The following is a 23,806-nucleotide window of genomic DNA, read 5'->3' as shown; positions in this document are numbered from 1 at the left end:
GGAAGTGTCCGACAGGGAACCGCCGCGCCGTCGCGTGCCCGGCCCCGCACGTCCCGCCCGTCCCGTCGCCGGTCAGCGCCGCCCGAGCCCCGGTGCCCGCCCGGCCCGCCGCCCGGCGTCGGCCCGCCCCGCGGCCCCGAACGCACTGAGGCTCGGCAGCCCCCGCCCCCGGCTGCGCATGGTCAGCCTGGCGCTCACCCTGGTGCTGATCGCCTTCGTCGTACGGCTGCTGCAGGTGCAGGCCGTCGACGCGAGCGCGTACGCGGCCAAGGCCGAGCAGAACCGCTACGTCGGCCACGTCCTGGCCGCCGAACGCGGCGGCATCACCGACCGCAACGGCGTGGCTCTCGCGGCCAGTGTGGACGCGTACGACCTCACGGCCGACCCCACGATGTTCAACCGCAAGCAGCTGAAGATCGACGACGGACCCGAGCAGGCGGCCGCGCTCCTCGCGCCGATCCTCGGCATGGACCAGGACGCGCTCCTCAGGAAGCTGCGCCCCCGGAACAGGGAACTGCGCTACGTCCTGCTCGCTCGCAGGCAGACCCCGCAGGTCTGGAAGCAGATCAAGGACCTGAAGGCCGCGCTCACCGCCAAGGGCGAGAAGGACAAGTCCACGGTCAACGTCCTCGCCGGCGTCTTCGCCGACCCGAGCAGCAAACGCATCTACCCCAACCAGGACCTCGCCGCCGGGATACTGGGCTGGGTCAACGACGACGGCAAGGGCGGCGGAGGCGTCGAGCAGGAGTTCAACCAGGACCTGGCCGGCAAGGACGGCAAGATCCGCTACGCGCAGTCCGGCGGCCGCCTGGTGCCCACCGCGGGCTCCGCCGAGACGCCCGCCGTGCCCGGCAGCGACGTCGAGCTCACCATCGACCGCGACATCCAGTGGGCGGCGCAGAACGCGATCACCGAGCAGGTCAAGGAGTCCAGGGCGGACCGCGGCTACGTGATAGTGCAGGACACCCGGACCGGCGAGATCCTCGCCATGGCCAACTCACCCGGCTTCGACCCCAACGACCTGTCCAAGGCGGATCCGAACGCCCTGCACAACTGGGCGGTCGAGGACGCCTTCGAGCCCGGCTCCACCGCGAAGATCATGTCGATGGCGGCCGTACTGCAGCAGAACGTCGCCACCCCGCTCACGCATGTCGTCGTGCCGAACCGGCTGCACCGCGGCGACCGGCTCTTCAAGGACGACATCGACCACGCCACCTGGAACCTGACGCTCAACGGCGTGCTCGCCAAGTCCAGCAACATCGGCACCATCCTGGCCACCGGCCAGCTGGGCAAGACACAGGCGCAGGCCAACAGGGTCCTCTACTCGTATCTGCGCAAGTTCGGCATCGGCAGCTACAGCGGACTCGGCATCCCGGGGGAGACCAAGGGCATCCTCGCGCCGCCCGACAAGTGGTCGACATCGCAGCAGTACACGATTCCTTTCGGCCAGGGTGTGTCCCTCAACGCGATGCAGGCGGCCTCCGTCTACTCGACCATCGCCAACGGCGGCGTCCGCGTCGAACCCACGCTCGTGCGCGGCACAAAGGGTGCCGACGGACGCTTCACGCCTGCCGCGCAGCCCAAGAAGACGCGGGTCGTCAGCGCCAGGACGGCGAAGACGCTCGCCCAGATGCTGGAGTCGGTGGTGGACGACGAGCAGGGCACGGGCACCAAGGCGCGCATCCCCGGCTACCGGGTCGCGGGCAAGACGGGTACGGCCAACCGCGTGGATCCGGCCACCGGCAAGTACCGCGGCTACACCTCGTCGTTCGCCGGATTCGCACCTGCGGACAACCCCCGCATCACCGTCTACTGCGCCATCCAGAACGCCACGAGCGGCAGTTACTTCGGCGGCCAGATCTGCGGACCCATCTACAAGAAGGTGATGGAGTTCGCACTGAAGACCCTTCAGGTCCCGCCCACGGGGGCCAGGGCCGCGAACCTGCCCGTCACCTTCACGCCCTGATCAGCGCAACCAGCCAGGAACGCTCCGTGACCATGATCACCCCCGGCCCGGGCAACCCGGGCACCCCCCGCCCCTCACTTCGCCCGCAGGCGGGTGCGCCCGGTACGCTCACCGCCGTGCCACACGCTGATCAGTCCCAAACCACCCAGAAGGGCGCATCCGTGACCTATCCGGGGCCGCCCAGGCCGGTGCAGCTCTCCGTCACACCCCTCGCGGAACTCGCCGATCAGCTGGGTGCCACAGCGCCGGAGGGCGCCGCCGAGGTCACGGGCATCACCCATGACTCGCGCGCCGTCCGACCCGGCGACCTGTACGCCGCCCTGCCGGGCGCCCGGCTGCACGGCGCCGACTTCGTCGTCCAGGCCGCCGGCCTCGGCGCGGTCGCCGTGCTGACCGACCCGACGGGGGCCGAGCGCGCATCCGCGACCGGCCTGCCGGTCCTGGTGGTCGACAATCCGCGCGCGCAGATGGGCGAGCTGGCGGCCACGATCTACGGCCACCCGGGCCGCGACCTCCTCCAGATCGGCATCACCGGCACCTCCGGCAAGACCACCACCGCCTACCTCGTCGAGGGCGGTCTGCGGACCAGGAGCGACGCCGGCGAGAGGGGCCGACGCGAAGCGTCGTCGGTCGAGGGCGGTGGTGGGCGACGGGTGGGCCTCATCGGCACGGTCGAGATGCGCATCGGCGACGAGCGCATCAAGTCCGAGCGCACCACGCCCGAAGCCACCGACCTGCAGGCCCTGTTCGCAGTCATGCGCGAGCGCGGCGTCGAGGCGGTCGCCATGGAGGTCTCCAGCCATGCGCTGGTCCTCGGCCGGGTCGACGGCTGCGTCTTCGACATCGGCGTCTTCACCAACCTCAGCCCGGAACACATGGAGTTCCACTCCGACATGGAGGACTACTTCCGGGCCAAGGCACAGCTGTTCACGCCCGAGCGCAGCAGGCTCGGCGTGGTCAACGCCGACGACGAGTACGGCAGACGCCTCGCCAAGGAGGCCGCGGTCCCGGTCGTCACCTTCTCCGCCGAGGGCCACCCGGACGCCGACTGGCGCGCCGAGGACGTCGAGATCGGCCGACTGGACTCGACGTTCACGGTGATCGGCCCCCAGGGCGAGCGCATCCACGCCAAGTCGCCGCTCGCCGGCCCCTTCAACGTGGCCAACACCCTCGCCGCGATCGTCGCCCTGGCCGCAGCGGGCCTGGACCCGCAGACCGCCGCCGACGGCATCGCCGCCGTCCCGGGGGTGCCGGGGCGTCTGGAGCGGGTGGACGCCGGTCAGCCGTATCTCGCGGTCGTGGACTACGCCCACAAGACCGACGCCGTCGAATCGGTCCTGCGCGCCCTGCGCAAGGTCACCGAGGGGAACCTGCACGTCGTGCTCGGCTGCGGCGGCGACCGGGACAGGACCAAGCGCGTGCCGATGGGCGCAGCCGTGGCCCGGCTCGCCGACACCGCCGTACTGACCTCCGACAACCCCCGCTCCGAAGACCCCCTCGCCATCCTTGCAACCATGCTCGAGGGCGCCGCGTCCGTACCGGCACACGAGCGCGGCGAGGTCCAGGTCTTCGAGGACCGGGCCGCCGCGATCGCCGCAGCCGTCGCCCGCGCGCGGCCCGGCGACACCGTGCTGGTCGCCGGGAAGGGCCACGAGCAGGGCCAGGACATCGCCGGGGTGGTTCGTCCCTTCGACGACCGCCAGGTGCTTCGCGAAGCTATCCAGAAGACCCAGGGATGAACTTGTGATCGCCCTCTCTCTCGCCGAGATCGCAGAAGTCGTCGGCGGGCAGACGCACGACATACCGGACCCGTCCGTCCAGGTCACCGCTCCGGTGGTCCGTGACTCCCGCGAGGTGGAGCCCGGCAGCCTCTTCGTCGCCTTCGTCGGCGAACGCGCGGACGGCCACGACTTCGCCCGTCAGGTCGTCGAGGCGGGCGCGGTCGCCGTCCTCGCCTCGCGTCCCGTGGGCGTGCCCGCGATCGTCGTCGAGGACGTCCAGACGGCACTCGGCGCCCTCGCACGTCATGTCGTACGACGCCTCGGTGCGACCCTCGTGGCCCTCACCGGCTCCGCGGGCAAGACCAGCACCAAGGACCTGATCGCCCAGGTCCTCCAGCGCAAGGCGCCGACGGTGTTCACGCCCGGCTCGCTCAACAACGAGATCGGGCTGCCGCTCACCGCCCTCACCGCCACCGAGGAGACCAGGTTCCTCGTCCTGGAGATGGGCGCCCGCGGCATCGGCCACATCCGCTACCTCGCGGATCTGACGCCCCCGAAGATCGGCCTCGTCCTCAACGTCGGGACCGCCCACATCGGCGAGTTCGGCGGCCGCGAGCAGATCGCGCAGGCCAAGGGCGAGCTTGTGGAGGCCCTCCCCGAGGACGGCGCCGCGATCCTCAACGCGGACGACCCCCTCGTACGGGCCATGGCGGCTCGTACGAAGGCGAAGGTGCTCTTTTTCGGCGAGGCCGACGAAGCGGACGTACGCGCCGAGAACGTGCGACTCACGGACAGCGGACAGCCCGCCTTCAGGCTTCGCACACCCTCCGGTGCAAGCGACGTGACCATGCGCCTGTACGGTGAGCACCACGTGTCGAACGCGCTCGCCGCGGCCGCCGTCGCCCATGAACTGGGCATGTCCGCGGAAGAGATCGCCACCGCGCTCTCCGAGGCGGGCTCCCTCTCCCGCTGGCGGATGGAGGTCACCGAGCGACCGGACGGCGTGACCATCGTCAACGACGCCTACAACGCCAACCCCGAGTCCATGCGAGCCGCCCTGCGCGCGCTCGCGGCCATGGGCCGGGGGCGGCGGACCTGGGCGGTGCTCGGCAAGATGGCCGAGCTCGGGGACGAGGCGCTCGCCGAGCACGACGCGGTCGGACGGCTCGCCGTCCGGCTCAATGTCGGCAAGCTCGTCGCGGTCGGGGGCAGGGAAGCGTCCTGGCTGCAACTGGGCGCATATAACGAGGGTTCGTGGGGTGAGGAGTCGGTGCACGTGTCCGACGCACAGGCGGCGGTCGACCTGTTGCGCAGAGAGTTGCGCCCGGGGGACGTCGTCCTCGTGAAGGCGTCCCGTTCGGTCGGCCTCGAGAGTGTCGCCCAGGCGCTGCTCGCGACCGGTGCCGAGGGTGAGGTTGCCGCCCGATGATGAAGCAGATCCTGTTCTCAGGAGTCATCGGCCTGTTCCTGACCCTGGTGGGCACCCCGCTGCTGATCAAGCTGCTGGCCCGCAAGGGCTACGGCCAGTACATCCGCGACGACGGCCCGCGCGAGCACGCCAGCAAGCGCGGTACGCCGACGATGGGCGGTATCGCCTTCATCTTCGCGACGGTAGCCGCGTACTTCCTGTCCAAGGTCATCACCGGTTACACGCCGACCTATTCCGGTCTGCTGGTGCTCGGTCTGATGGTCGGCATGGGCCTGGTCGGCTTCCTCGACGACTACATCAAGATCGTCAAGCGGCGTTCGCTGGGCCTGCGGGCCAAGGCGAAGATGGCCGGCCAGCTGATCGTCGGCATCAGCTTCGCGGTGCTCGCCCTGCAGTTCCAGGACGCTCGCGGCAACACCCCGGCCTCGACGAAGCTGTCCTTCATCACCGACTTCGGCTGGAAGATCGGCCCGATCCTGTTCGTGGTCTGGGCGCTGTTCATGATCCTCGCGATGTCGAACGGCGTGAACCTGACGGACGGTCTGGACGGCCTGGCCACCGGCGCATCCGTGCTCGTCTTCGGCGCCTACACCTTCATCGGTGTCTGGCAGTTCCAGGAGTCCTGCGCCAACGCGCAGACCCTCACCAACCCGCACGCCTGCTACGAGGTGCGCGACCCCCTCGACCTGGCGGTCATCGCCTCGGCACTCATGGGGGCCTGCCTCGGCTTCCTGTGGTGGAACACCTCGCCGGCCAAGATCTTCATGGGTGACACCGGTTCGCTCGCCCTCGGCGGTGTCCTCACGGGCCTGGCCATCCTCTCCCGCACGGAACTGCTGGTCGCCATCATGGGTGGCCTCTTCGTCCTCATCACCATGTCGGTCGTCATCCAGGTCGGCTCCTTCAAGCTCACCGGCAAGCGGGTCTTCCGGATGGCGCCACTGCAGCACCACTTCGAACTCAAGGGCTGGTCCGAAGTCCTTGTGGTGGTCCGCTTCTGGATCATCCAGGGCATCTGCGTGATCGTCGGACTGGGCCTCTTCTACGCGGGATGGGCAGCGGACAAGTGACCGACTGGCAGGGCAGGCACGTCACGGTCGCCGGGCTCGGCGTCTCCGGAATCCCGGCGGCCAAGGTGCTGCACGCGCGCGGGGCCGTCGTCACGGTCGTCAACGACGGCGACGACGCACGCGCGCGTGAGCAGGCCGCCGAACTGGAGGCGCTGGGCATCACGGTGCGCCTCGGTGACGGAGCGACCCTGCCCAAGGGCACCGAACTCGTCGTCACCACACCCGGCTGGAAGCCGGACAAGCCGCTGTTCGAGGCCGCGCGTGCGGCCGGTGTCGACATCTGGGGCGACGTCGAACTCGCCTGGCGCCTGCGCGGCCCGGACGCGCCACCCTGGCTCGCCGTCACCGGCACCAACGGCAAGACGACGACGGTGCAGATGCTCGCGTCGATCCTGGCGGCAGCCGGTCTGCGCACCGCCGCCGTCGGCAACATCGGTGTCTCGCTCCTCGACGTGGTCCTCGGCGAGGAGCAGTACGGCGATCTCGATGTACTGGCCGTGGAGTTGTCCAGCTACCAGCTCCACTGGGCCCCCTCCCTGCGCGTGCACTCCGCCGCCGTCCTGAACCTCGCCCCGGACCACCTCGACTGGCACGGCTCCATGGAGGCCTACGCCGCCGACAAGGGCCGTATCTACGAGGGCAATCGCGTCGCCTGCGTCTACAACGTCGCGGACAAGGCCACCGAGGACCTGGTGCGCGAGGCCGACGTCGAGGAGGGCTGCCGGGCCGTCGGCTTCACCCTGGGCACTCCGGGCCCCTCCCAACTCGGCGTGGTGGACGGCATCCTGGTCGACCGCGCTTTCATCGAGAACCGGCAGCAGAACGCCCAGGAGCTCGCCGAGGTCTCCGACGTCAACCCGCCGGCCCCGCACAACATCGCCAACGCTCTTGCGGCAGCGGCCCTCGCGCGCGCCTTCGGGGTGCCCGCCGCGGCCGTACGCGAGGGCCTTCGGAACTTCAAGCCGGACGCGCACCGCATCGCGCACGTGGCCGATGTGGACTCGGTCGCGTACGTCGACGACTCCAAGGCGACCAACACCCATGCGGCCCAAGCCTCGTTGGCGGCGTACGAGTCCATCGTGTGGATCGCCGGCGGCCTCGCCAAGGGCGCGACCTTCGACGAACTGGTCGCCAAGTCGGCCAAGCGACTCCGCGGTGTCGTGCTCATCGGCCGGGACCGGGCCCTGATCCGTGAAGCCCTGGCGCGACACGCGCCGCAAGTACCCGTCGTCGACCTCGACCGGACCGACACTGGGGCGATGCTCGCGGCTGTCCAGGAGGCCCAGCGGCTCGCGGTCGCCGGCGACACGGTGCTGCTGGCCCCGGCCTGCGCCTCCATGGACATGTTCGCCAACTACAACAAGCGCGGTGACGCGTTCGCCCAGGCGGTCGGCGAACTCGGCGCGGGCGCCTGACGGCGGGTCTCGGCCACATAGGGTGCTTCGGGACCCTTGGAGGGACGAATGACTCGGATGTGGCGCGGGTTCGGTGGGTTGGCGCGAGGAGCCGGTAATGTCCAGTAGCCGTACCGGCCGTCCCCCGGTGCAGCGGCCGGCCAGACGGCCCGCAGCGCCCCGTCCGCCCCGCGACAACCCCGTACGCCGGCTGTACCTCAACGCCAAGCGTGCCTGGGACCGGCCGCTGACCGCGTACTACCTGATCTTCGGCGGCAGCCTGCTGATCACCGTGCTCGGCCTGGTGATGGTCTATTCGGCCTCCCAGATCACGGCGCTGCAGATGTCCCTGCCGGGCTCGTACTTCTTCCGCAAGCAGCTGCTGGCGGCCGTGATCGGCGGCGTCCTGCTGCTGATCGCCTCCCTGATGCCGGTGAAGCTGCACCGGGCGCTCGCCTACCCGATCCTCGCGGGCGCCGTGTTCCTGATGGCGCTGGTGCAGGTACCGGGGATAGGGATGTCGGTCAACGGCAACCAGAACTGGATCTCGCTCGGCGGCTCCTTCCAGATCCAGCCCAGCGAGTTCGGCAAGCTGGCGCTGGTGCTGTGGGGCGCGGACCTGATGGCCCGCAAACAGGACAAGAAGCTGCTGAACCAGTGGAAGCACATGCTGGTGCCGCTCGTCCCGGCCGCCTTCATGCTGCTCGGCCTGATCATGCTCGGCGGCGACATGGGTACGGCGATCATTCTCACGGCGATCCTGTTCGGCCTGCTGTGGCTGGCCGGCGCGCCGACCCGGCTGTTCGCGGGCGTGCTGTCGATCGCCGCCGTCCTCGGTGTGATCCTCATCAAGACCAGCCCGAACCGCATGGCCCGGCTCGCCTGCATCGGCGCCACCGAACCCAAGTCCGGGGTCGCGGACTGCTGGCAGGCCGTGCACGGCATCTACGCGCTCGCATCAGGCGGAATCTTCGGATCCGGGCTCGGCGCGAGTGTGGAAAAATGGGGCCAACTCCCGGAAGCGCACACAGACTTCATCTTCGCCGTCACCGGTGAGGAACTGGGCCTGGCGGGGACGCTGTCGGTACTCGCCCTCTTCGCGGCTCTAGGCTATGCGGGTATCCGCGTGGCCGGACGCACGGAGGACCCCTTCGTCAGGTATGCCGCGGGAGGCGTGACCACCTGGATCACCGCGCAGGCGGTGATCAACATCGGTGCGGTGCTCGGCCTGCTGCCGATCGCAGGTGTCCCCCTCCCGCTGTTCTCCTACGGAGGATCCGCCCTGCTGCCGACCATGTTCGCCATCGGGCTGCTGATCGCGTTCGCGCGTGACGAGCCCGCTGCGCGGGCGGCGCTTGCCATGCGGCAACCCCGCTTTGGTAGAAAGCGGGCGAGAGGCGTGCGGGACCGGGGGCCTCGGAGATGGAACACAATGCGACGGCGTGCCTCGGCGGCGCGCTCGTCCGGAGAGCGGTGAATTTCGGTGCATGTCGTACTCGCCGGCGGGGGGACCGCCGGCCACATCGAGCCCGCGCTCGCCCTCGCGGACGCCCTGCGCAGGCAGGACCCGACCGTGGGGATCACGGCCCTGGGCACGGAGCGGGGCCTGGAGACCACGCTCGTTCCGCAGCGGGGCTATGAACTCGCGCTGATCCCTGCCGTGCCGCTGCCGCGCAAGCCCACGCCCGAACTCATCACCGTCCCGGGCCGGCTGCGCGGCACGATCAAGGCGACCGAGCAGATCCTGGAGCGCACGAAGGCGGACGCCGTCGTCGGCTTCGGCGGTTACGTCGCCCTGCCCGGCTACCTCGCCGCCAAGCGGCTCGGTGTGCCGATCGTGATCCACGAGGCCAACGCCCGCCCCGGCCTCGCCAACAAGATCGGCTCGCGCTACGCCGCCAGGGTCGCCGTCTCCACTCCCGACAGCAAGCTGCGTGACGCCCGCTACATCGGCATCCCGCTGCGCCGGGCCATCGCCATGCTGGACCGGGCCGCCGTCCGCCCCGAGGCGCGCGCGATGTTCGGCCTCGACCCCAACCTGCCCACGCTGCTGGTCTCCGGCGGCTCGCAGGGCGCCCGCCGCCTCAACGAGGTCGTCCAGCAGGTCGCGCCCTGGCTCCAGCAGGCGGGCATTCAGATCCTGCACGCGGTCGGTCCGAAGAACGAACTGCCGCATGTACAGCAGATGCCGGGTATGCCCCCGTACATCCCGGTAAGTTATCTGGACCGGATGGACCTCGCGTACGCGGCGGCCGACATGATGCTCTGCCGTGCGGGCGCGATGACCGTCGCCGAACTCTCCGCCGTCGGACTCCCGGCCGCCTACGTCCCGCTGCCCATCGGCAACGGCGAACAGCGGCTGAACGCCCAGCCGGTGGTGAAGGCCGGCGGCGGACTGCTGGTCGACGACGCGGAACTGACGCCCGACTGGGTACGGGGCAACGTCCTGCCCGTGCTCGCCGACCCGCACCGGCTGTACGAGATGTCCCGTGCCGCCGCCGAGTTCGGCCGTCGGGACGCCGACGACCTGCTCGTCGGCATGGTGTACGAGGCGATCGCCGACCGCCGTGCACGTCAATAGGACTGTATTTCAATGTAGGTGAAGGGCAGGAAGCGTGGCCGGACCGACCACCGCCGAACGCGGTGAACGCCAGCAGGAGTCGTCCGGCCCGCCTCCGGCACGGCGGTTGTGGCCGCCCCGCCCTCGTACGATCATCATCATGGTCGTCGCGCTGATCCTTCTCGGGGCGGGCGCCGTCTGGCTGTTGTACGGCTCGCACTGGACGCGCGTGGAGCGCGTGTCGGTCTCCGGCACCAGCGTTCTGACACCCGCCGAGGTGCGCGAGGCGGCCGAAGTCCCGGTCGGAGCGCCGTTGATTTCCGTCGACACCGACGCGATCGAGACGCGCCTCAGCCGAAAGCTGCTCCGAATTGACACGGTTGACGTGGTCCGTTCCTGGCCCCACGGAATCGGCCTGAAAGTGGTTGAGCGCACTCCGGTTCTGATTGTCCAAAAGGGCGGAAAGTTCGTCGAAGTGGACGATGAAGGTGTCCGTTTCGCCACGGTTTCCCAGGCCCCGAAAGGCGTTCCGCCACTGGAATTGACAGTCTCCTCCCCGGGTTCGTCCGCCGCGAGCCTGCGGCGCTTCGGCGAGGACGGGCTGGTGCGGGAGGCGGTGCGCGTCGCCGGTGCCATCCCGGGCTCCGTCGCACACGTCACCAAGGCCGTCAAGGTGCGTTCATACGACGACATCTCACTGGAGTTGGGCGACGGCCGGAGCGTCGCCTGGGGGAGTGGTGAGAAGGGTGCCGCCAAGGCCCGTGCGCTCACCGCTCTCATGAAAGCAGCTCCCGACGCGCGGCACTTCGACGTTTCGGTTCCCACCGCGCCTGCGTCATCAGGGAGTTGACGCACATCCGCGCAGGCCAGCACCCTGGTTGGTCACTGCTACGGCTGATCACATAGGGTGAAAAGAAAAACGGGAGGTTCGGCGTGTTCGTTGAACGTGCGCCACTTGTCGACTTAGTGTCCTGTTCAGAAGACTCCAGGGAACAGACACACTGGTAACCCTAAACTTCAACGTTAGGGTTCGGGTCGGCGCTATGGACCGTCCCATTCGGCATCAGTCGTCGGATCACGGGCAACCGCGAGAGGGCGACACGTAACTCGAGGCGAGAGGCCTTCGACGTGGCAGCACCGCAGAACTACCTCGCAGTCATCAAAGTCATCGGTGTCGGCGGCGGTGGTGTCAATGCCATCAACCGGATGATCGAGGTCGGTCTCAAGGGCGTCGAGTTCATCGCCATCAACACCGACGCTCAGGCGCTGTTGATGAGCGACGCCGACGTCAAACTCGACGTCGGCCGTGAACTCACCCGCGGACTCGGCGCCGGAGCCAACCCGGTCGTCGGCCGCAAGGCCGCCGAGGACCACCGCGAGGAGATCGAAGAGGTCCTCAAGGGGGCCGACATGGTCTTCGTGACGGCCGGAGAAGGCGGCGGCACCGGCACCGGCGGCGCACCCGTCGTGGCCAACATCGCACGCAACCTGGGCGCCCTCACCATCGGTGTGGTCACCCGCCCCTTCACCTTCGAGGGCCGGCGTCGCGCCAACCAGGCCGAGGACGGCATCGCCGAACTCCGCGAAGAGGTCGACACCCTCATCGTCATCCCGAACGACCGGCTGCTGTCCATCTCGGACCGCCAGGTCTCGGTGCTGGACGCATTCAAGTCGGCCGACCAGGTCCTGCTCTCCGGTGTCCAGGGCATCACCGACCTCATCACCACCCCCGGCCTGATCAACCTCGACTTCGCCGACGTCAAGTCCGTGATGTCCGAGGCCGGTTCGGCCCTCATGGGCATCGGTTCGGCGCGCGGGGACGACCGTGCGGTGGCCGCGGCCGAGATGGCGATCTCCTCGCCGCTGCTCGAGGCGTCGATCGACGGCGCCCGCGGTGTGCTGCTCTCCATCTCCGGCGGCAGCGACCTCGGTCTGTTCGAGATCAACGAGGCCGCCCAGCTGGTCAGCGAGGCCGCCCACCCCGAGGCCAACATCATCTTCGGCGCGGTCATCGACGACGCCCTCGGCGACGAGGTGCGGGTCACCGTCATCGCGGCCGGCTTCGACGGCGGTCAGCCGCCCTCCAAGCGGGACAACGTCCTTGGTTCGTCCTCCACCTCGGCCCGCCGCGACGAGCCCACTCCGGTACGGCAGTCCGAGAGCCGTCCGTCCTTCGGCTCGCTCGGCAGCGTCACGCCGAAGGAAGACACGGAGCCCGCGCCGGAGCCGGCGAACGAGATCCCGGTCGCCCCGCCGGTCCCGCCGTCGCGGTCCTACGACAGCGCAGCCGAGGAACTGGACGTGCCGGACTTCCTGAAGTGATAGGACAGCGCTCCGGAACGAGCACTGTGAGCGGCGCGCACTTCGCCTTCACCGACCGGTGGGGCGGGGTGAGCGCCGTTCCGTACGAGGAGCTCAACCTCGGCGGAGCGGTCGGCGACGACCCCGACGCCGTACGGACCAATCGCGAGCTGGCCGCCAAGTCCCTTGGTCTGGACGCGGTTCGGGTGGTGTGGATGAACCAGGTGCACGGTGCGGAGGTGGCGGTGGTCGACGGGCCGTGGGGCGATCGTCCCGTACCCGAGGTCGACGCCGTCGTCACGGCGCGGCGCGGTCTCGCGCTCGCCGTTCTCACCGCCGACTGCACGCCCGTCCTGCTCGCCGACCCTGTCGCCGGGGTCGTCGCCGCGGCCCACGCGGGGCGGCCCGGCATGGTCGCCGGCGTCGTCCCGGCCGCCGTACGGGCCATGACGGAACTCGGTGCCGAACCGGGCCGGATCGTCGCCCGCACCGGCCCCGCCGTCTGCGGCCGGTGCTACGAGGTGCCGGAGGCGATGCGCGCCGATGTGGCCGCCGTCGAGCCGGCCGCGCACGCCGAGACGAGCTGGGGCACGCCCGCGGTCGACGTGACCGCCGGAGTGCAGGCGCAGCTCGAGCGGCTCGGGGTGCACGACCGGGAGCAGTCGCCGGTGTGCACGCTGGAGTCGGACGATCACTTCTCGTACCGCCGCGATCGCACCACGGGGCGACTCGCGGGATATGTCTGGTTGGACTGAGAGGTATGACGGACCGTAAGGACGAACTCGCCCAGAACCTGGCGAAGGTGGAGCGTCGCATCGCCGCGGCGTGCGCGGTCGCCGGCCGGAAGCGCGAGGAGGTGACCCTGATCGTGGTCACCAAGACGTATCCGGCGAGCGACGTGCGGATCCTGGCGGAACTCGGTGTGCGGCATGTGGCCGAGAACCGCGACCAGGACGCGGCTCCCAAGTCTGCGGAATGTTCGGATTTGCCCCTGACTTGGCATTTTGTGGGTCAACTGCAGACCAACAAGGTTCGTTCCGTGGTCGGTTATGCCGGCCTGGTGCAGTCCGTCGACCGCACTCGGCTCGTCACGGCGCTCTCGAAGGAGGCGGTGCGGCAGGAGCGCGAAATCGGCTGCCTGCTCCAGGTCGCGCTCGACGCGCAGGAGCCTGCGGCGGGAGGGGGCGGACGCGGGGAGCGCGGTGGCGTCGGGCCCGACGGCGTCGAAGAGTTGGCCGAATCGGTGGCGCGGGCGCCGGGACTGCGACTGGACGGTCTGATGACCGTCGCGCCGCTCACCGGCCCTTACGCGGGACGTGAACTGGCTGCATTCGAGCGGTTGATGGATTTGTCGACCGACCTGCGCCGAGTCCATCCGGCTGCGAACATGGTCTCGGCGGGAATGAGTGCGGACCTCGAACAGGCCGTGGCGGCCGGAGCGACACATGTACGCGTCGGTACCGCGGTACTCGGAGTCCGCGCCAGGCTCGGGTAACGTCGCCAGGAAGTCGGACCACAGCAGAAAATATGGTCAATGCCGCCGAAGGCGGGCGTAACGACCTCGTGGATCGCGGGCACTTGGCAGTCGTCAGCCCGATCCACCACAGAGCGGAGGACTCAGAGCATGGCCGGCGCGATGCGCAAGATGGCGGTCTACCTCGGCCTCGTGGAGGACGATGGGTACGACGGCCGGGGATTCGACCCCGATGACGACTTCGAGCCCGAACTGGATCCCGAGCCCGAACGGGACCACCGTAGGCACGAGCCGTCCCACCAGTCACACGTAGCACATCAGTCCCAAAGGGACGAAGAGGTGCGAATCGTACAACCGCCCGTGTCTCGCGAACCGGTGCCCCGTTCCGCTTCGCTAGCCGCGGAATCCGGCCGTCCGGCGCGCATCGCGCCCGTGGCGTCCATCACACAAGAACGCGCAAGCCTGGAGAAGAACGCACCGGTGATCATGCCCAAGGTCGTGTCGGAACGAGAGCCTTATCGGATCACCACGCTTCACCCGCGGACCTACAACGAGGCCCGTACCATCGGGGAACACTTCCGTGAGGGCACCCCGGTGATCATGAATCTGACTGAGATGGATGACACAGATGCGAAGCGACTTGTCGACTTTGCGGCTGGTTTGGTGTTTGGTCTTCACGGCAGCATCGAGCGGGTGACGCAGAAGGTGTTCCTGTTGTCGCCTGCTAACGTCGATGTCACGGCGGAGGACAAGGCCCGCATCGCAGAGGGCGGGTTCTTCAACCAGAGCTGAGACGCACGACCGGAAACAGCGATACAAAGCAGTACCAGCAGCACGGAAACAGGGGAGAGGGAAGCGCGGGTCATGAGCGTGGTTTTGGATGTCATCTACATCGCGCTGATGTGCTTCCTCATCGTGCTCATCTTCCGGTTGGTCATGGACTACGTCTTCCAGTTCGCCCGCTCGTGGCAACCCGGCAAGGCGATGGTGGTCGTTCTGGAGGCCACTTACACTGTCACTGATCCACCGCTCAAGCTTCTGCGGCGGTTCATTCCGCCGCTGCGTCTCGGGGGCGTGGCGCTCGATCTGTCCTTCTTCGTACTGATGATCATCGTCTACATCCTGATCTCGATCGTGAGCCGGCTGTGATCGATGTGACCTACCGTCTTGCCGAATGCCGACGACTACGTTGAGGTGAAGAGATGCCGTTGACCCCCGAGGACGTGCGGAACAAGCAGTTCACGACCGTCCGCCTCCGAGAAGGCTATGACGAGGACGAGGTCGATGCCTTCCTCGATGAGGTCGAAGCCGAACTGACCCGCCTGCTCCGGGAGAACGAGGACCTGCGCGCCAAACTGGCCGCGGCGACGCGTGCTGCTGCTCAGAACCAGCAGAACATGCGCAAGCCCCCGGAGGGCCCCGGTCCGCAGGACCAGCAGCAGGGTATGCCCCAGCAGGGCGGTATGCCCCAGCAGGGTGGGATGCAGCAGCAGGGTATGCAGCAGCAGGGTATGCGTGGGCCGGGCGGCCCCGTGCCCGCCGGCATATCGGGCCCGCCGCAGCAGCAGATGGGTGGCCCCATGGGTGGCCCGCCCCAGCTGCCGAGCGGTGCCCCGCAGCTGCCCGCCGGTCCCGGCGGTGGTCAGGGTGGTCCCCAGGGTCCCGGTCCGATGGGCCAGGGTCCGATGGGTCAAGGCCCCATGGGCCAGGGCCCGATGGGCGGCCAGCCTCCCATGCAGCAGCAGATGGGTGGCCCGATGGGCGGCCCCATGGGAGGTCCCATGGGCGGTCCGATGGGCGGCCCCGGTCAGGGCCCCGGTGGCGACAGCGCCGCCCGTGTCCTCTCGCTGGCCCAGCAGACCGCCGACCAGGCGATCGCCGAGGCCCGTTCCGAAGCCAACAAGATCGTCGGTGAGGCCCGCAGCCGCGCCGAGGGTCTTGAGCGTGACGCCCGTGCCAAGGCCGACGCGCTGGAGCGGGACGCGCAGGAGAAGCACCGCGTCGCGATGGGCTCCCTGGAGTCCGCCCGCGCCACGCTGGAGCGCAAGGTCGAGGACCTGCGCGGCTTCGAGCGCGAGTACCGTACGCGCCTGAAGTCGTACCTCGAGTCCCAGCTGCGTCAGCTGGAGACCCAGGCCGACGACTCGCTGGCTCCGCCGCGTACCTCGGCGGCCGCGTCTCTGCCGCCGTCCCCGGCGCCCTCCATGGCACCGGCCGGCGCGAGCGCTCCGTCGTACGGCGGCAACCCGACCATGGGTGGCGCCCCGGCTCCCGCTGCTCCGTCCTACGGCGGCCAGCAGCAGATGTCCCCGGCGATGACCCAGCCGATGGCTCCGGTGCGGCCGCAGGGCCCGTCGCCGATGGGTCAGGCTCCCTCGCCGATGCGCGGGTTCCTCATCGATGAGGACGACAACTGACCGCGGCACGGTGAGTAGTACGCCGTAGACGCCGGCAGCGTTCAAAAGGGCGGGGCCCCGGATTTCGATCCGGGGCCCCGCCCTTTTACGCGCATTGAGGGAGCGGTGCCCGCGCCGTCCTCGACGGGGCGGACTGTGTCATCAGCGGTTCCGCCGCGGGGAGTTGGTCGCGCCCCGGCGGCGGAACCGCTGATGACGAGCGGCTAGACCTTCCGGAGGCGGAAGGTCAGCGACAGGCCCTCGTCGGTGAACGGCTCGCCGTATGTGTCGTTCGCCTCGCCCTGGGCGAAGTCCGTCGCCAGGACCTCGTCGGCGATCAGGCCCGCATGGCCGCTCAACGCCGCGATGACCGCGGGGTCGGTCGAGGTCCAGCGCAGCGCGATGCGGTCGGCCACGTCGAGGCCGCTGTTCTTGCGGGCCTCCTGGATCAGGCGGATCGCGTCACGGGCGAGCCCCGCCTGGCGCAGCTCCTCGGTGATCTCCAGGTCGAGGGCGACGGTGGCACCCGAGTCGGAGGCCACCGACCAGCCCTCGCGCGGGGTCTCCGTGATGATCACCTCGTCGGGAGCGAGGGTGATCGTCTCGCCGTCGACCTCGACCGAGGCCGTGCCCTCGCGCAGCGCGAGCGAGAGCGCCGCCGCGTCGGCGTTCGCGACGGCCTTGGCCACCTCCTGGACGCGCTTGCCGAAACGCTTGCCGAGGGCGCGGAAGTTGGCCTTCGCGGTCGTGTCGACCAGGCTGCCGCCAACCTCGCTCAGGGACGCGAGCGAGCTGACGTTCAGCTCCTCCGTGATCTGTGCGTGCAGTGCACGGTCGAGGGTGTCGAAGCCGGTCGCGGCGATGAGCGCACGGGACAGCGGCTGCCGGGTCTTCACACCCGACTCCGCGCGCGTGGCGCGGCCCAGCTCGACGAGCCGGCGCACCAGCACCATCTGCTTCGACAGCTCCGGGTCGATCGAGGCCAGGTCCGTCTGCGGCCAGGAGGCGAGGTGCACGGACTCGGGCGCGCCCGGGGTGACCGGCACGATCAGGTCCTGCCACACCCGCTCGGTGATGAACGGGGTCAGCGGGGCCATCAGCTTGGTGACCGTCTCGACGACCTCGTGCAGGGTGCGCAGGGCCGCCTTGTCGCCCTGCCAGAAGCGGCGACGGGAGCGGCGGACGTACCAGTTGGACAGGTCGTCGACGAAGGCCGACAGGAGCTTGCCGGCGCGCTGGGTGTCGTACGCCTCCAGGGACTCGGTCACCTGGTCCGTGAGCGCGTGCAGTTCGGACAGCAGCCAGCGGTCCAGGACCGGGCGCTCGGCCGGGGCCGGATCCGCCTCGCTGGGCGCCCAGTTGGAGGTGCGCGCGTACAGGGCCTGGAAGGCGACCGTGTTCCAGTACGTCAGGAGCGTCTTGCGGACGACCTCCTGGATGGTGCCGTGGCCCACGCGGCGTGCCGCCCACGGGGAGCCGCCCGCCGCCATGAACCAGCGGACCGCGTCCGCTCCGTGCTGGTCCATCAGCGGGATGGGCTGCAGGATGTTGCCCAGGTGCTTGGACATCTTGCGGCCGTCCTCGGCGAGGATGTGGCCGAGGCAGACGACGTTCTCGTAGCTGGACTTGTCGAAGACCAGCGTGCCGATCGCCATCAGCGTGTAGAACCAGCCGCGGGTCTGGTCGATCGCCTCGGAGATGAACTGCGCCGGGTAGCGGGCCTCGAAGAGATCCTTGTTCTTGTACGGGTAGCCCCACTGAGCGAACGGCATCGAACCCGAGTCGTACCAGGCGTCGATGACCTCCGGCACGCGCGTGGCCGTCTTCGCGCACTGGGGGCAGGCGAAGGTGACGTCGTCGATGTACGGGCGGTGCGGGTCGAGTTCGGACTGGTCGGTGCCGGTCAGCTCGGTGAGTTCCGCGCGGGAGCCGACGACGGTGAGGTGGTCGTCCTCGCAGCGCCAGATCGGCAGCGGGGTGCCCCAGTAGCGGTTGCGGGACAGTGCCCAGTCGATGTTGTTGTTCAGCCAGTCGCCGTAGCGGCCGTGCTTGACCGTGTCCGGGAACCAGTTGGTGTTCTCGTTCTCCTGCAGCAGGCGGTCCTTGATGGCCGTGGTGCGGATGTACCAGGACGGCTGCGCGTAGTAGAGGAGCGCGGTGTGGCAGCGCCAGCAGTGCGGGTAGCTGTGCTCGTACGGGATGTGCCTGAAGAGGAGGCCGCGCTGCTGGAGGTCCTCGGTGAGCCGTTCGTCCGCCTTCTTGAAGAAGACGCCACCGACCAGGGGGACGTCCTGTTCGAAGGTGCCGTCCGGACGGACCGGGTTCACCACCGGCAGGCCGTACGCGCGGCAGACCTTGAGGTCGTCCTCACCGAAGGCGGGGGACTGGTGGACCAGGCCCGTACCGTCCTCGGTCGTGACGTATTCGGCGTTGACCACGAAATGGGCGGCTTCCGGGGTGTGCCCATCGGTTCCCTCGCTGACGCTCGGGAACTCGACGAGCTCGAACGGTCGTTGGTACGTCCAGCGCTCCATTTCGGCGCCCGTGAAGGTCTGGCCGGTGGTCTCCCAGCCCTCGCCGAGCGCCTTGCCGACGAGCGGTTCGGCGACGACGAGCTTCTCCTCGCCGTCGGTCACGACGACGTAGGTGACCTCGGGGTGCGCGGCGACGGCGGTGTTGGAGACCAGCGTCCAGGGCGTCGTCGTCCACACCAGGAGCGCGGCTTCGCCGGCGAGCGGACCGGAGGTGAGCGGGAAGCGGACGTACACGGACGGGTCGACGACGGTCTCGTAGCCCTGCGCCAGCTCGTGGTCGGAGAGGCCCGTGCCGCAGCGCGGGCACCAGGGGGCGACGCGGTGGTCCTGGACCAGCAGGCCCTTGCCGAAGATCTCCTTGAGCGACCACCAGACCGACTCGATGTACTCGGGGTCCATCGTGACGTACGCGTCGTTCAGGTCGACCCAGTAGCCCATGCGGGTCGTGAGCTCTTCGAACGCGTCGGTGTGGCGGAGCACGGACGCACGGCACTTGTCGTTGAAGGCGGCGATGCCGTACGCCTCGATGTCCTGCTTGCCGCTGAAGCCGAGCTCCTTCTCGACCGTCAGCTCCACCGGGAGGCCGTGGCAGTCCCAGCCTGCCTTGCGGGCCACGTGGTAGCCGCGCATGGTGCGGAAGCGGGGGAAGACGTCCTTGAAGACGCGGGCCTCGATGTGGTGGGCGCCCGGCATGCCGTTGGCGGTGGGCGGGCCCTCGTAGAACACCCACTCGGGGCGGCCCTCGGACTGCTCCAGGCTCTTGGCGAAGATCTTCTGCTCGCGCCAGAAGTCGAGCACGGCGTGCTCGAGGGCGGGCAGGTCGACCTGGGCGGGCACCTGGCGGTACGTCGGCGTTGTCATCAGCGAGCTTCCTCCGGCGGACTTGCTGCCTTCCGTCCGGAGGGACGAGAGCTGTGTCACTTCCTGCGCCGGGTTCGGCGCGCTCCCGCGGTACCACCCTCCTTGGCTCCCCGGTGCGTGCTGTGCACCTGTGAGCCCCCTCATTGGGGTCGCGATGCCGGCTCTACTCGCCCTTGTGGGGCTTTCTTCCGGCGGCTCCGGGGTGATCTTCACGTCGCGCCTGCCCCCGGGCTCCCACCGTCCCCGGGTCGCTCTGGGCTGCGTACGCCGCTACTCGTCCCCATCCACGCTTTTCGCTCCGCCCAGTGTACGGCGCCGCGCGGACAGCGGCCGACCGGTTTTCGGGTCCCCGGGGGCGCGGGTGCCGGACGGGCGGCGATGACCCGAATGGAGCGGTACGCCTGTTCGGATCCTGGGACGGTCGGTCCGGCGGATTACCCCGCGGGGAGCTGGGCACAACGCATGCAGGCTTGCGAGCGGCGGACGCGGGCCGGGCGAATCTGGGAGTGTGCCCCGTTGCCGCGGGGCTCAAGTCGATTTATCGTCCCAGCATGATTCGCGTGCAAGATCACAATATGTGAAGGGGCCGCGGCCATGGTGGCGAAGAAGACCGCCGTACAGCAGTCGGCGTCCGACGGGTCCACGCAGGCCTCCGGCGATGCGGCCAAGGACGTGAGCGGGAAGAAGCGCGCGCGGGGAGGGGCCCCGGCGCGTGCGGCTGAGGTGGCCGCGAAGTCGGTGAAGTCGGTGCGGGGGGCCGCCGGCGGCGGGGGGCCGGGGCCCGCGAAGAAGACGGCGCCGGGGAAGCAGAGCACCAGCAGGAAGGCGACCGCCTCCAAGGCGACGGCGTCGAAAGGTGCGGCCGCGGAGGAGCCCGAGAGAGCTGCGGGCGCGGGGACGGCGGCCGGCGGTGGCAGGGCCACGGGCGGCAAGGGGGCGGCGGCTGCCGGTAAGGACGTCGAGAAGACGGGGGCTGCGCAGAAGGCCGGGGCGAAGAAGGCGGTCACCAGGAAGGCGGTCACCAAGAAGGCGGCTTCGAAGAGGTCAGCCGCGAAGGAGACGGTCGCGAAGAAGACGGTCGCGAAGAAGGTGGCCGGCAAGAAGGCCGCGGGCAAGAAGACCGCCGTCCCGGAAGGCGCCGCCGAACCGGGCGGCGTCGAGCGACGTGTCGGTAGGAAGACCGTGACCGAACAGGACTCGGACGAGCGGGACGCGGGAACGAAGACCGTGGCCGGCGCCGGCGCCGGAGCCGGGAAGACCGCGGGCAAGAAGGCTGCGAAGCGGGCGGCCGGGAAAGCCGGGGGCGCGAAGGGCGCGGGCGCGAAGGGTGCGGGTGGGGCGCGGGGCGTGGGGGAGGGCGCGGCCGCGAAGAGTGTGGGTAGGAAGCGTACGGCCAGGACGGTGGGTGCGGCGGAGGCCGCGGAGCAGACGGGAGCCACGACAGTGGTTGCGAAGAAGACTCCAGGCACGGCCACAGCGGCGAAGACCGCCGTACCCAAGGCACGGCTCGCCGCCGCGGAGCCGGGCGAGCTCGCGGTGCGCCCCGGCGAGGAGCCCTGGACCCCGAAGGAGGTCGAGGAGGCGCGTGCCGAGCTGCTGTCCGAGGGGCAGCGGCTGCGTGACGAGATCACCGCGTCCGAGAACGCCGTCGCCGGCCTGATGCGGGACTCCGGAGACGGCGCGGGCGACGACCAGGCGGACACCGGCACCAAGAACATCACCCGGGAGCACGAGCTGGCTCTCGCGGCCAACGCGCGCGAGATGCTCACGCAGACCGAGCACGCCCTGCAACGGCTGGACGCCGGCACCTACGGGCTGTGCGAGAACTGCGGCAACGCCATCGGCAAGGCCCGCATGCAGGCGTTCCCCCGGGCCACCCTGTGTGTCGAGTGCAAGCAGAAGCAGGAACGCCGGTACTGAGGGTCGGGGGAGGCGTGTCGTACCCTCGTCCTCAGTCAGGTACCTAGGTTGAGGACTCACGTGTCAGAGGCGGAACGCATCATCGGTACGCCGGATTCCCCAGAGGCGGCGGGGACCGAGCCGGAGCAGGGCGAGACCGCCCGTCCCAGGGGCAGGCGCCGTATCGCCGTGCTGTTCGCGGTCGCCGCCTTCGCGTACGCCCTCGACCTGGTCAGCAAGATGATCGTGGTCGCCAGGCTGGAGCATCACGCGCCGATCGAGATCATCGGGGACTGGCTGAAGTTCGAGGCGATCCGTAACGCGGGCGCGGCCTTCGGCTTCGGCCAGGCCTTCACCGTGATCTTCACCCTGATCGCGGCGGCCGTGATCGTGGTGATCGCCCGGCTGGCCCGCAAGCTCTACAGCGTGCCCTGGGCGATCGCACTCGGCCTGCTGCTCGGCGGTGCGCTGGGCAACCTCACCGACCGGATCTTCCGCTCGCCCGGAGTCTTCGAGGGCGCGGTCGTCGACTTCATCTCGCCCAAGGGCTTCGCCGTCTTCAACCTGGCCGACTCCGCGATCGTGTGCGGCGGCATCCTGATCGTGCTCCTTTCGTTCAGGGGGCTCGACCCGGACGGCACCGTCCACAAGGACTGATCGGGGCCCGAGCGGGACCTGAGCGAGGACTGAGAGCACAGGCTGGCGTACGGGGCTGTCCGAGCCGTCCGGCATACTCGACGGGTGAGCACCGTTCCCGAGATCCGTACCCTGCCCGTGCCCGACGGCCTGGAGGGCGAGCGCGTCGACGCCGCCATCTCCCGCATGTTCGGCTTCTCCCGGACGAAGGCCGCCGAACTCGCCGCGGCGGGGAAGGTCTCGGTCGACGGCTCGGTGGTCGGGAAGTCCGAGCGGGTGCACGGTGGGGCCTGGCTCGAGGTCGAGATGCCGCAGGCGCCCGCGCCGGTGCAGATCGTCGCGGAGCCGGTCGAGGGCATGGAGATCGCGTACGACGACGATGACGTGGTCGTGATCGTCAAGCCGGTCGGTGTCGCCGCCCACCCCAGCCCCGGCTGGACCGGGCCGACCGTCATCGGCGGTCTCGCCGCGGCCGGCTACCGCATCTCCACCTCCGGTGCCGCCGAGCGCCAGGGCATCGTGCACCGGCTCGACGTCGGCACGTCCGGCCTGATGGCCGTGGCCAAGTCCGAGCGCGCGTACACGTCGCTCAAGCGCCAGTTCAAGGAGCGCACGGTCGACAAGCGCTACCACACGCTCGTGCAGGGCCACCCGGACCCGACCAGTGGCACCATCGACGCCCCCATCGGCCGCCACCCCAACCACGACTACAAGTGGGCGGTCACGGCCGAAGGCAAGCCGTCCGTCACGCACTACGACCTCATCGAGGCATTCCGCGCGGCCTCCCTGCTCGACGTGAAGCTGGAGACCGGCCGCACCCACCAGATCCGTGTGCACATGGCCGCCCACCGCCACCCCTGCGTCGGCGACCTGACGTACGGCGCCGACCCGACGCTCGCCAAGCGGCTGTTCCTGACCCGGCAGTGGCTGCACGCGGTGCGGCTCGGCTTCGAGCACCCCGGCGACGGACAGTGGGTCGAGTTCGAGAGCGACTATCCGGCGGACCTGCAGAAGGCCCTGGACCAGGTTCGCGAGGAGACATACGGATGAGCCCGCACGCGTACGTGCTGCGCGTCGCCGAGGACCCCGCCGACCAGGAGATGTGCTTCGCGGTCCGCAAGGAGGTCTTCGTCGGCGAGCAGGGCGTGCCCGAGGACATCGAGTACGACGCGTACGACGCCGTGGCGGTGCATGTGCTGGCCGTGCGGGCGGACGGGGTGCCGCTCGGCACCGGGCGGCTGCTGCACGGGGAGCGGGCCGCGGCGAAGACCGACGGCGACCTGACGGTGGGTTCGCTCGGGCGGCTCGCGGTGACGCAGCAGGCGCGCGGGCTCGGCATCGGGGCGGCGCTGGTGCGCGCCGTCGAGGACGCTGCACGCGCGCGTGGGCTCGCAGCGGTGGATCTGCACGCGCAGACGCATGCGCTCGGCTTCTACGAGCGGCTCGGCTACGAGGCGTACGGACCGGAGTACCCGGAGGCGGGCATCCCGCACCGGGCGATGCGGCGCGCCCTGTAACAGCGGGCGGGCCCGGAGCGGCAGGGACGGTCGCGTGGCAGGCTTGAG

General features: G+C 69.7%; 19 protein-coding genes. 18 read left to right on the top strand and 1 reads right to left on the bottom strand.

Annotation, left to right across the window (positions count from 1 at the left end; translation table 11 throughout):
- Nucleotides 1–4 precede the first annotated feature (4 nt).
- The 14 genes from OOK07_RS11030 to OOK07_RS10965 all read left to right on the top strand — a co-directional run bounded on the left by OOK07_RS11030 (nucleotide 5) and on the right by OOK07_RS10965 (nucleotide 16,332).
- Nucleotides 5–1,966, top strand: a complete 1,962-nt coding sequence (locus tag OOK07_RS11030) for a peptidoglycan D,D-transpeptidase FtsI family protein (protein WP_323178078.1) — start codon at nucleotides 5–7, stop codon at nucleotides 1,964–1,966.
- Nucleotides 1,967–2,127: 161 nt separating this feature from the next.
- Nucleotides 2,128–3,705: a UDP-N-acetylmuramoyl-L-alanyl-D-glutamate--2,6-diaminopimelate ligase gene (locus OOK07_RS11025; protein WP_266801925.1), complete on the top strand. Its 1,578-nt coding sequence runs from the start codon at nucleotides 2,128–2,130 to the stop codon at nucleotides 3,703–3,705.
- A gap of 4 nt (nucleotides 3,706–3,709) precedes the next feature.
- Nucleotides 3,710–5,116 (top strand): UDP-N-acetylmuramoyl-tripeptide--D-alanyl-D-alanine ligase, encoded by a 1,407-nt coding sequence (locus OOK07_RS11020; RefSeq protein ID WP_266679230.1) that lies wholly within the window; start codon nucleotides 3,710–3,712, stop codon nucleotides 5,114–5,116.
- Nucleotides 5,113–6,186, top strand: a complete 1,074-nt coding sequence (gene mraY, locus OOK07_RS11015) for a phospho-N-acetylmuramoyl-pentapeptide-transferase (protein ID WP_266679228.1) — start codon at nucleotides 5,113–5,115, stop codon at nucleotides 6,184–6,186. Before OOK07_RS11020 ends, mraY begins: the two co-directional genes overlap by 4 nt.
- Entirely contained in the window at nucleotides 6,168–7,601 is a 1,434-nt protein-coding gene (murD, locus tag OOK07_RS11010; RefSeq protein WP_266796157.1) for a UDP-N-acetylmuramoyl-L-alanine--D-glutamate ligase, read from the top strand. Before mraY ends, murD begins: the two co-directional genes overlap by 19 nt.
- A gap of 97 nt (nucleotides 7,602–7,698) precedes the next feature.
- Nucleotides 7,699–9,057, top strand: a complete 1,359-nt coding sequence (ftsW, locus tag OOK07_RS11005) for a putative lipid II flippase FtsW (RefSeq protein ID WP_266796156.1) — start codon at nucleotides 7,699–7,701, stop codon at nucleotides 9,055–9,057.
- Between the two features lie 6 nt (nucleotides 9,058–9,063).
- Complete coding sequence (gene murG, locus OOK07_RS11000; protein ID WP_266679222.1) at nucleotides 9,064–10,161, top strand: undecaprenyldiphospho-muramoylpentapeptide beta-N-acetylglucosaminyltransferase; 1,098 nt, start codon at nucleotides 9,064–9,066, stop codon at nucleotides 10,159–10,161.
- 34 nt (nucleotides 10,162–10,195) lie between these two features.
- Complete coding sequence (locus tag OOK07_RS10995) at nucleotides 10,196–10,990, top strand: cell division protein FtsQ/DivIB (RefSeq protein ID WP_266796155.1); 795 nt, start codon at nucleotides 10,196–10,198, stop codon at nucleotides 10,988–10,990.
- Between the two features lie 278 nt (nucleotides 10,991–11,268).
- Nucleotides 11,269–12,462: a cell division protein FtsZ gene (ftsZ, locus tag OOK07_RS10990; protein WP_266796153.1), complete on the top strand. Its 1,194-nt coding sequence runs from the start codon at nucleotides 11,269–11,271 to the stop codon at nucleotides 12,460–12,462.
- The gene (gene pgeF, locus OOK07_RS10985; protein WP_266679216.1) at nucleotides 12,459–13,196 is read left to right on the top strand and encodes a peptidoglycan editing factor PgeF; all 738 of its coding nucleotides are present in this window, start codon (nucleotides 12,459–12,461) and stop codon (nucleotides 13,194–13,196) included. Before ftsZ ends, pgeF begins: the two co-directional genes overlap by 4 nt.
- A 5-nt stretch (nucleotides 13,197–13,201) precedes the next feature.
- The gene (locus tag OOK07_RS10980) at nucleotides 13,202–13,936 is read left to right on the top strand and encodes a YggS family pyridoxal phosphate-dependent enzyme (RefSeq protein WP_266796151.1); all 735 of its coding nucleotides are present in this window, start codon (nucleotides 13,202–13,204) and stop codon (nucleotides 13,934–13,936) included.
- A gap of 129 nt (nucleotides 13,937–14,065) precedes the next feature.
- Nucleotides 14,066–14,707, top strand: a complete 642-nt coding sequence (locus OOK07_RS10975) for a cell division protein SepF (RefSeq protein ID WP_266679212.1) — start codon at nucleotides 14,066–14,068, stop codon at nucleotides 14,705–14,707.
- A 72-nt stretch (nucleotides 14,708–14,779) separates the two neighbouring features.
- A complete protein-coding gene (locus tag OOK07_RS10970; RefSeq protein WP_016435858.1) occupies nucleotides 14,780–15,064 on the top strand; it encodes a YggT family protein in 285 nt (94 codons plus the stop codon).
- Nucleotides 15,065–15,117: 53 nt separating this feature from the next.
- Nucleotides 15,118–16,332 (top strand): DivIVA domain-containing protein, encoded by a 1,215-nt coding sequence (locus tag OOK07_RS10965; protein ID WP_266679210.1) that lies wholly within the window; start codon nucleotides 15,118–15,120, stop codon nucleotides 16,330–16,332.
- Nucleotides 16,333–16,535: 203 nt separating this feature from the next.
- On the opposite strand, the gene ileS is transcribed toward OOK07_RS10965, so the two are convergent.
- Nucleotides 16,536–19,706, bottom strand: coding sequence for an isoleucine--tRNA ligase (gene ileS / locus OOK07_RS10960; RefSeq protein WP_266796149.1), 3,171 nt, complete (start codon nucleotides 19,704–19,706; stop codon nucleotides 16,536–16,538).
- Between the two features lie 594 nt (nucleotides 19,707–20,300).
- Between ileS and OOK07_RS10955 the strand changes: the two genes are divergently transcribed.
- The 4 genes from OOK07_RS10955 to OOK07_RS10940 all read left to right on the top strand — a co-directional run bounded on the left by OOK07_RS10955 (nucleotide 20,301) and on the right by OOK07_RS10940 (nucleotide 23,758).
- A complete protein-coding gene (locus tag OOK07_RS10955; protein WP_266796147.1) occupies nucleotides 20,301–21,626 on the top strand; it encodes a TraR/DksA family transcriptional regulator in 1,326 nt (441 codons plus the stop codon).
- 60 nt (nucleotides 21,627–21,686) lie between these two features.
- A complete protein-coding gene (lspA, locus tag OOK07_RS10950) occupies nucleotides 21,687–22,262 on the top strand; it encodes a signal peptidase II (RefSeq protein WP_266679204.1) in 576 nt (191 codons plus the stop codon).
- An 84-nt stretch (nucleotides 22,263–22,346) separates the two neighbouring features.
- Complete coding sequence (locus OOK07_RS10945; RefSeq protein WP_266679202.1) at nucleotides 22,347–23,291, top strand: RluA family pseudouridine synthase; 945 nt, start codon at nucleotides 22,347–22,349, stop codon at nucleotides 23,289–23,291.
- Nucleotides 23,288–23,758, top strand: a complete 471-nt coding sequence (locus OOK07_RS10940) for a GNAT family N-acetyltransferase (RefSeq protein WP_266679200.1) — start codon at nucleotides 23,288–23,290, stop codon at nucleotides 23,756–23,758. The genes OOK07_RS10945 and OOK07_RS10940 overlap by 4 nt, the downstream gene beginning before the upstream one ends.
- The last annotated feature ends 48 nt before the right edge of the window (nucleotides 23,759–23,806 follow it).

The sequence above is a fragment of the Streptomyces sp. NBC_00078 genome (assembly GCF_026343335.1).
Taxonomy (GTDB): domain Bacteria; phylum Actinomycetota; class Actinomycetes; order Streptomycetales; family Streptomycetaceae; genus Streptomyces.
Note: the sequence above shows the minus strand (reverse complement) of the source record. Positions and strands in the feature narration are given on the sequence as shown.

Coding starts and splice junctions, on each gene's coding strand:
- mraY (WP_266679228.1), top strand. CDS start 5,113: ATGATGAAGCAGATCCTGTTCTCAGGAGTCATCGGCCTGTTCCTGACC.
- murD (WP_266796157.1), top strand. CDS start 6,168: ATGGGCAGCGGACAAGTGACCGACTGGCAGGGCAGGCACGTCACGGTC.
- ftsW (WP_266796156.1), top strand. CDS start 7,699: ATGTCCAGTAGCCGTACCGGCCGTCCCCCGGTGCAGCGGCCGGCCAGA.
- OOK07_RS10980 (WP_266796151.1), top strand. CDS start 13,202: ATGACGGACCGTAAGGACGAACTCGCCCAGAACCTGGCGAAGGTGGAG.
- OOK07_RS10975 (WP_266679212.1), top strand. CDS start 14,066: ATGGCCGGCGCGATGCGCAAGATGGCGGTCTACCTCGGCCTCGTGGAG.
- OOK07_RS10970 (WP_016435858.1), top strand. CDS start 14,780: ATGAGCGTGGTTTTGGATGTCATCTACATCGCGCTGATGTGCTTCCTC.
- OOK07_RS10965 (WP_266679210.1), top strand. CDS start 15,118: ATGCCGTTGACCCCCGAGGACGTGCGGAACAAGCAGTTCACGACCGTC.
- ileS (WP_266796149.1), bottom strand. CDS start 19,706: ATGACAACGCCGACGTACCGCCAGGTGCCCGCCCAGGTCGACCTGCCC.
- OOK07_RS10955 (WP_266796147.1), top strand. CDS start 20,301: ATGGTGGCGAAGAAGACCGCCGTACAGCAGTCGGCGTCCGACGGGTCC.
- OOK07_RS10940 (WP_266679200.1), top strand. CDS start 23,288: ATGAGCCCGCACGCGTACGTGCTGCGCGTCGCCGAGGACCCCGCCGAC.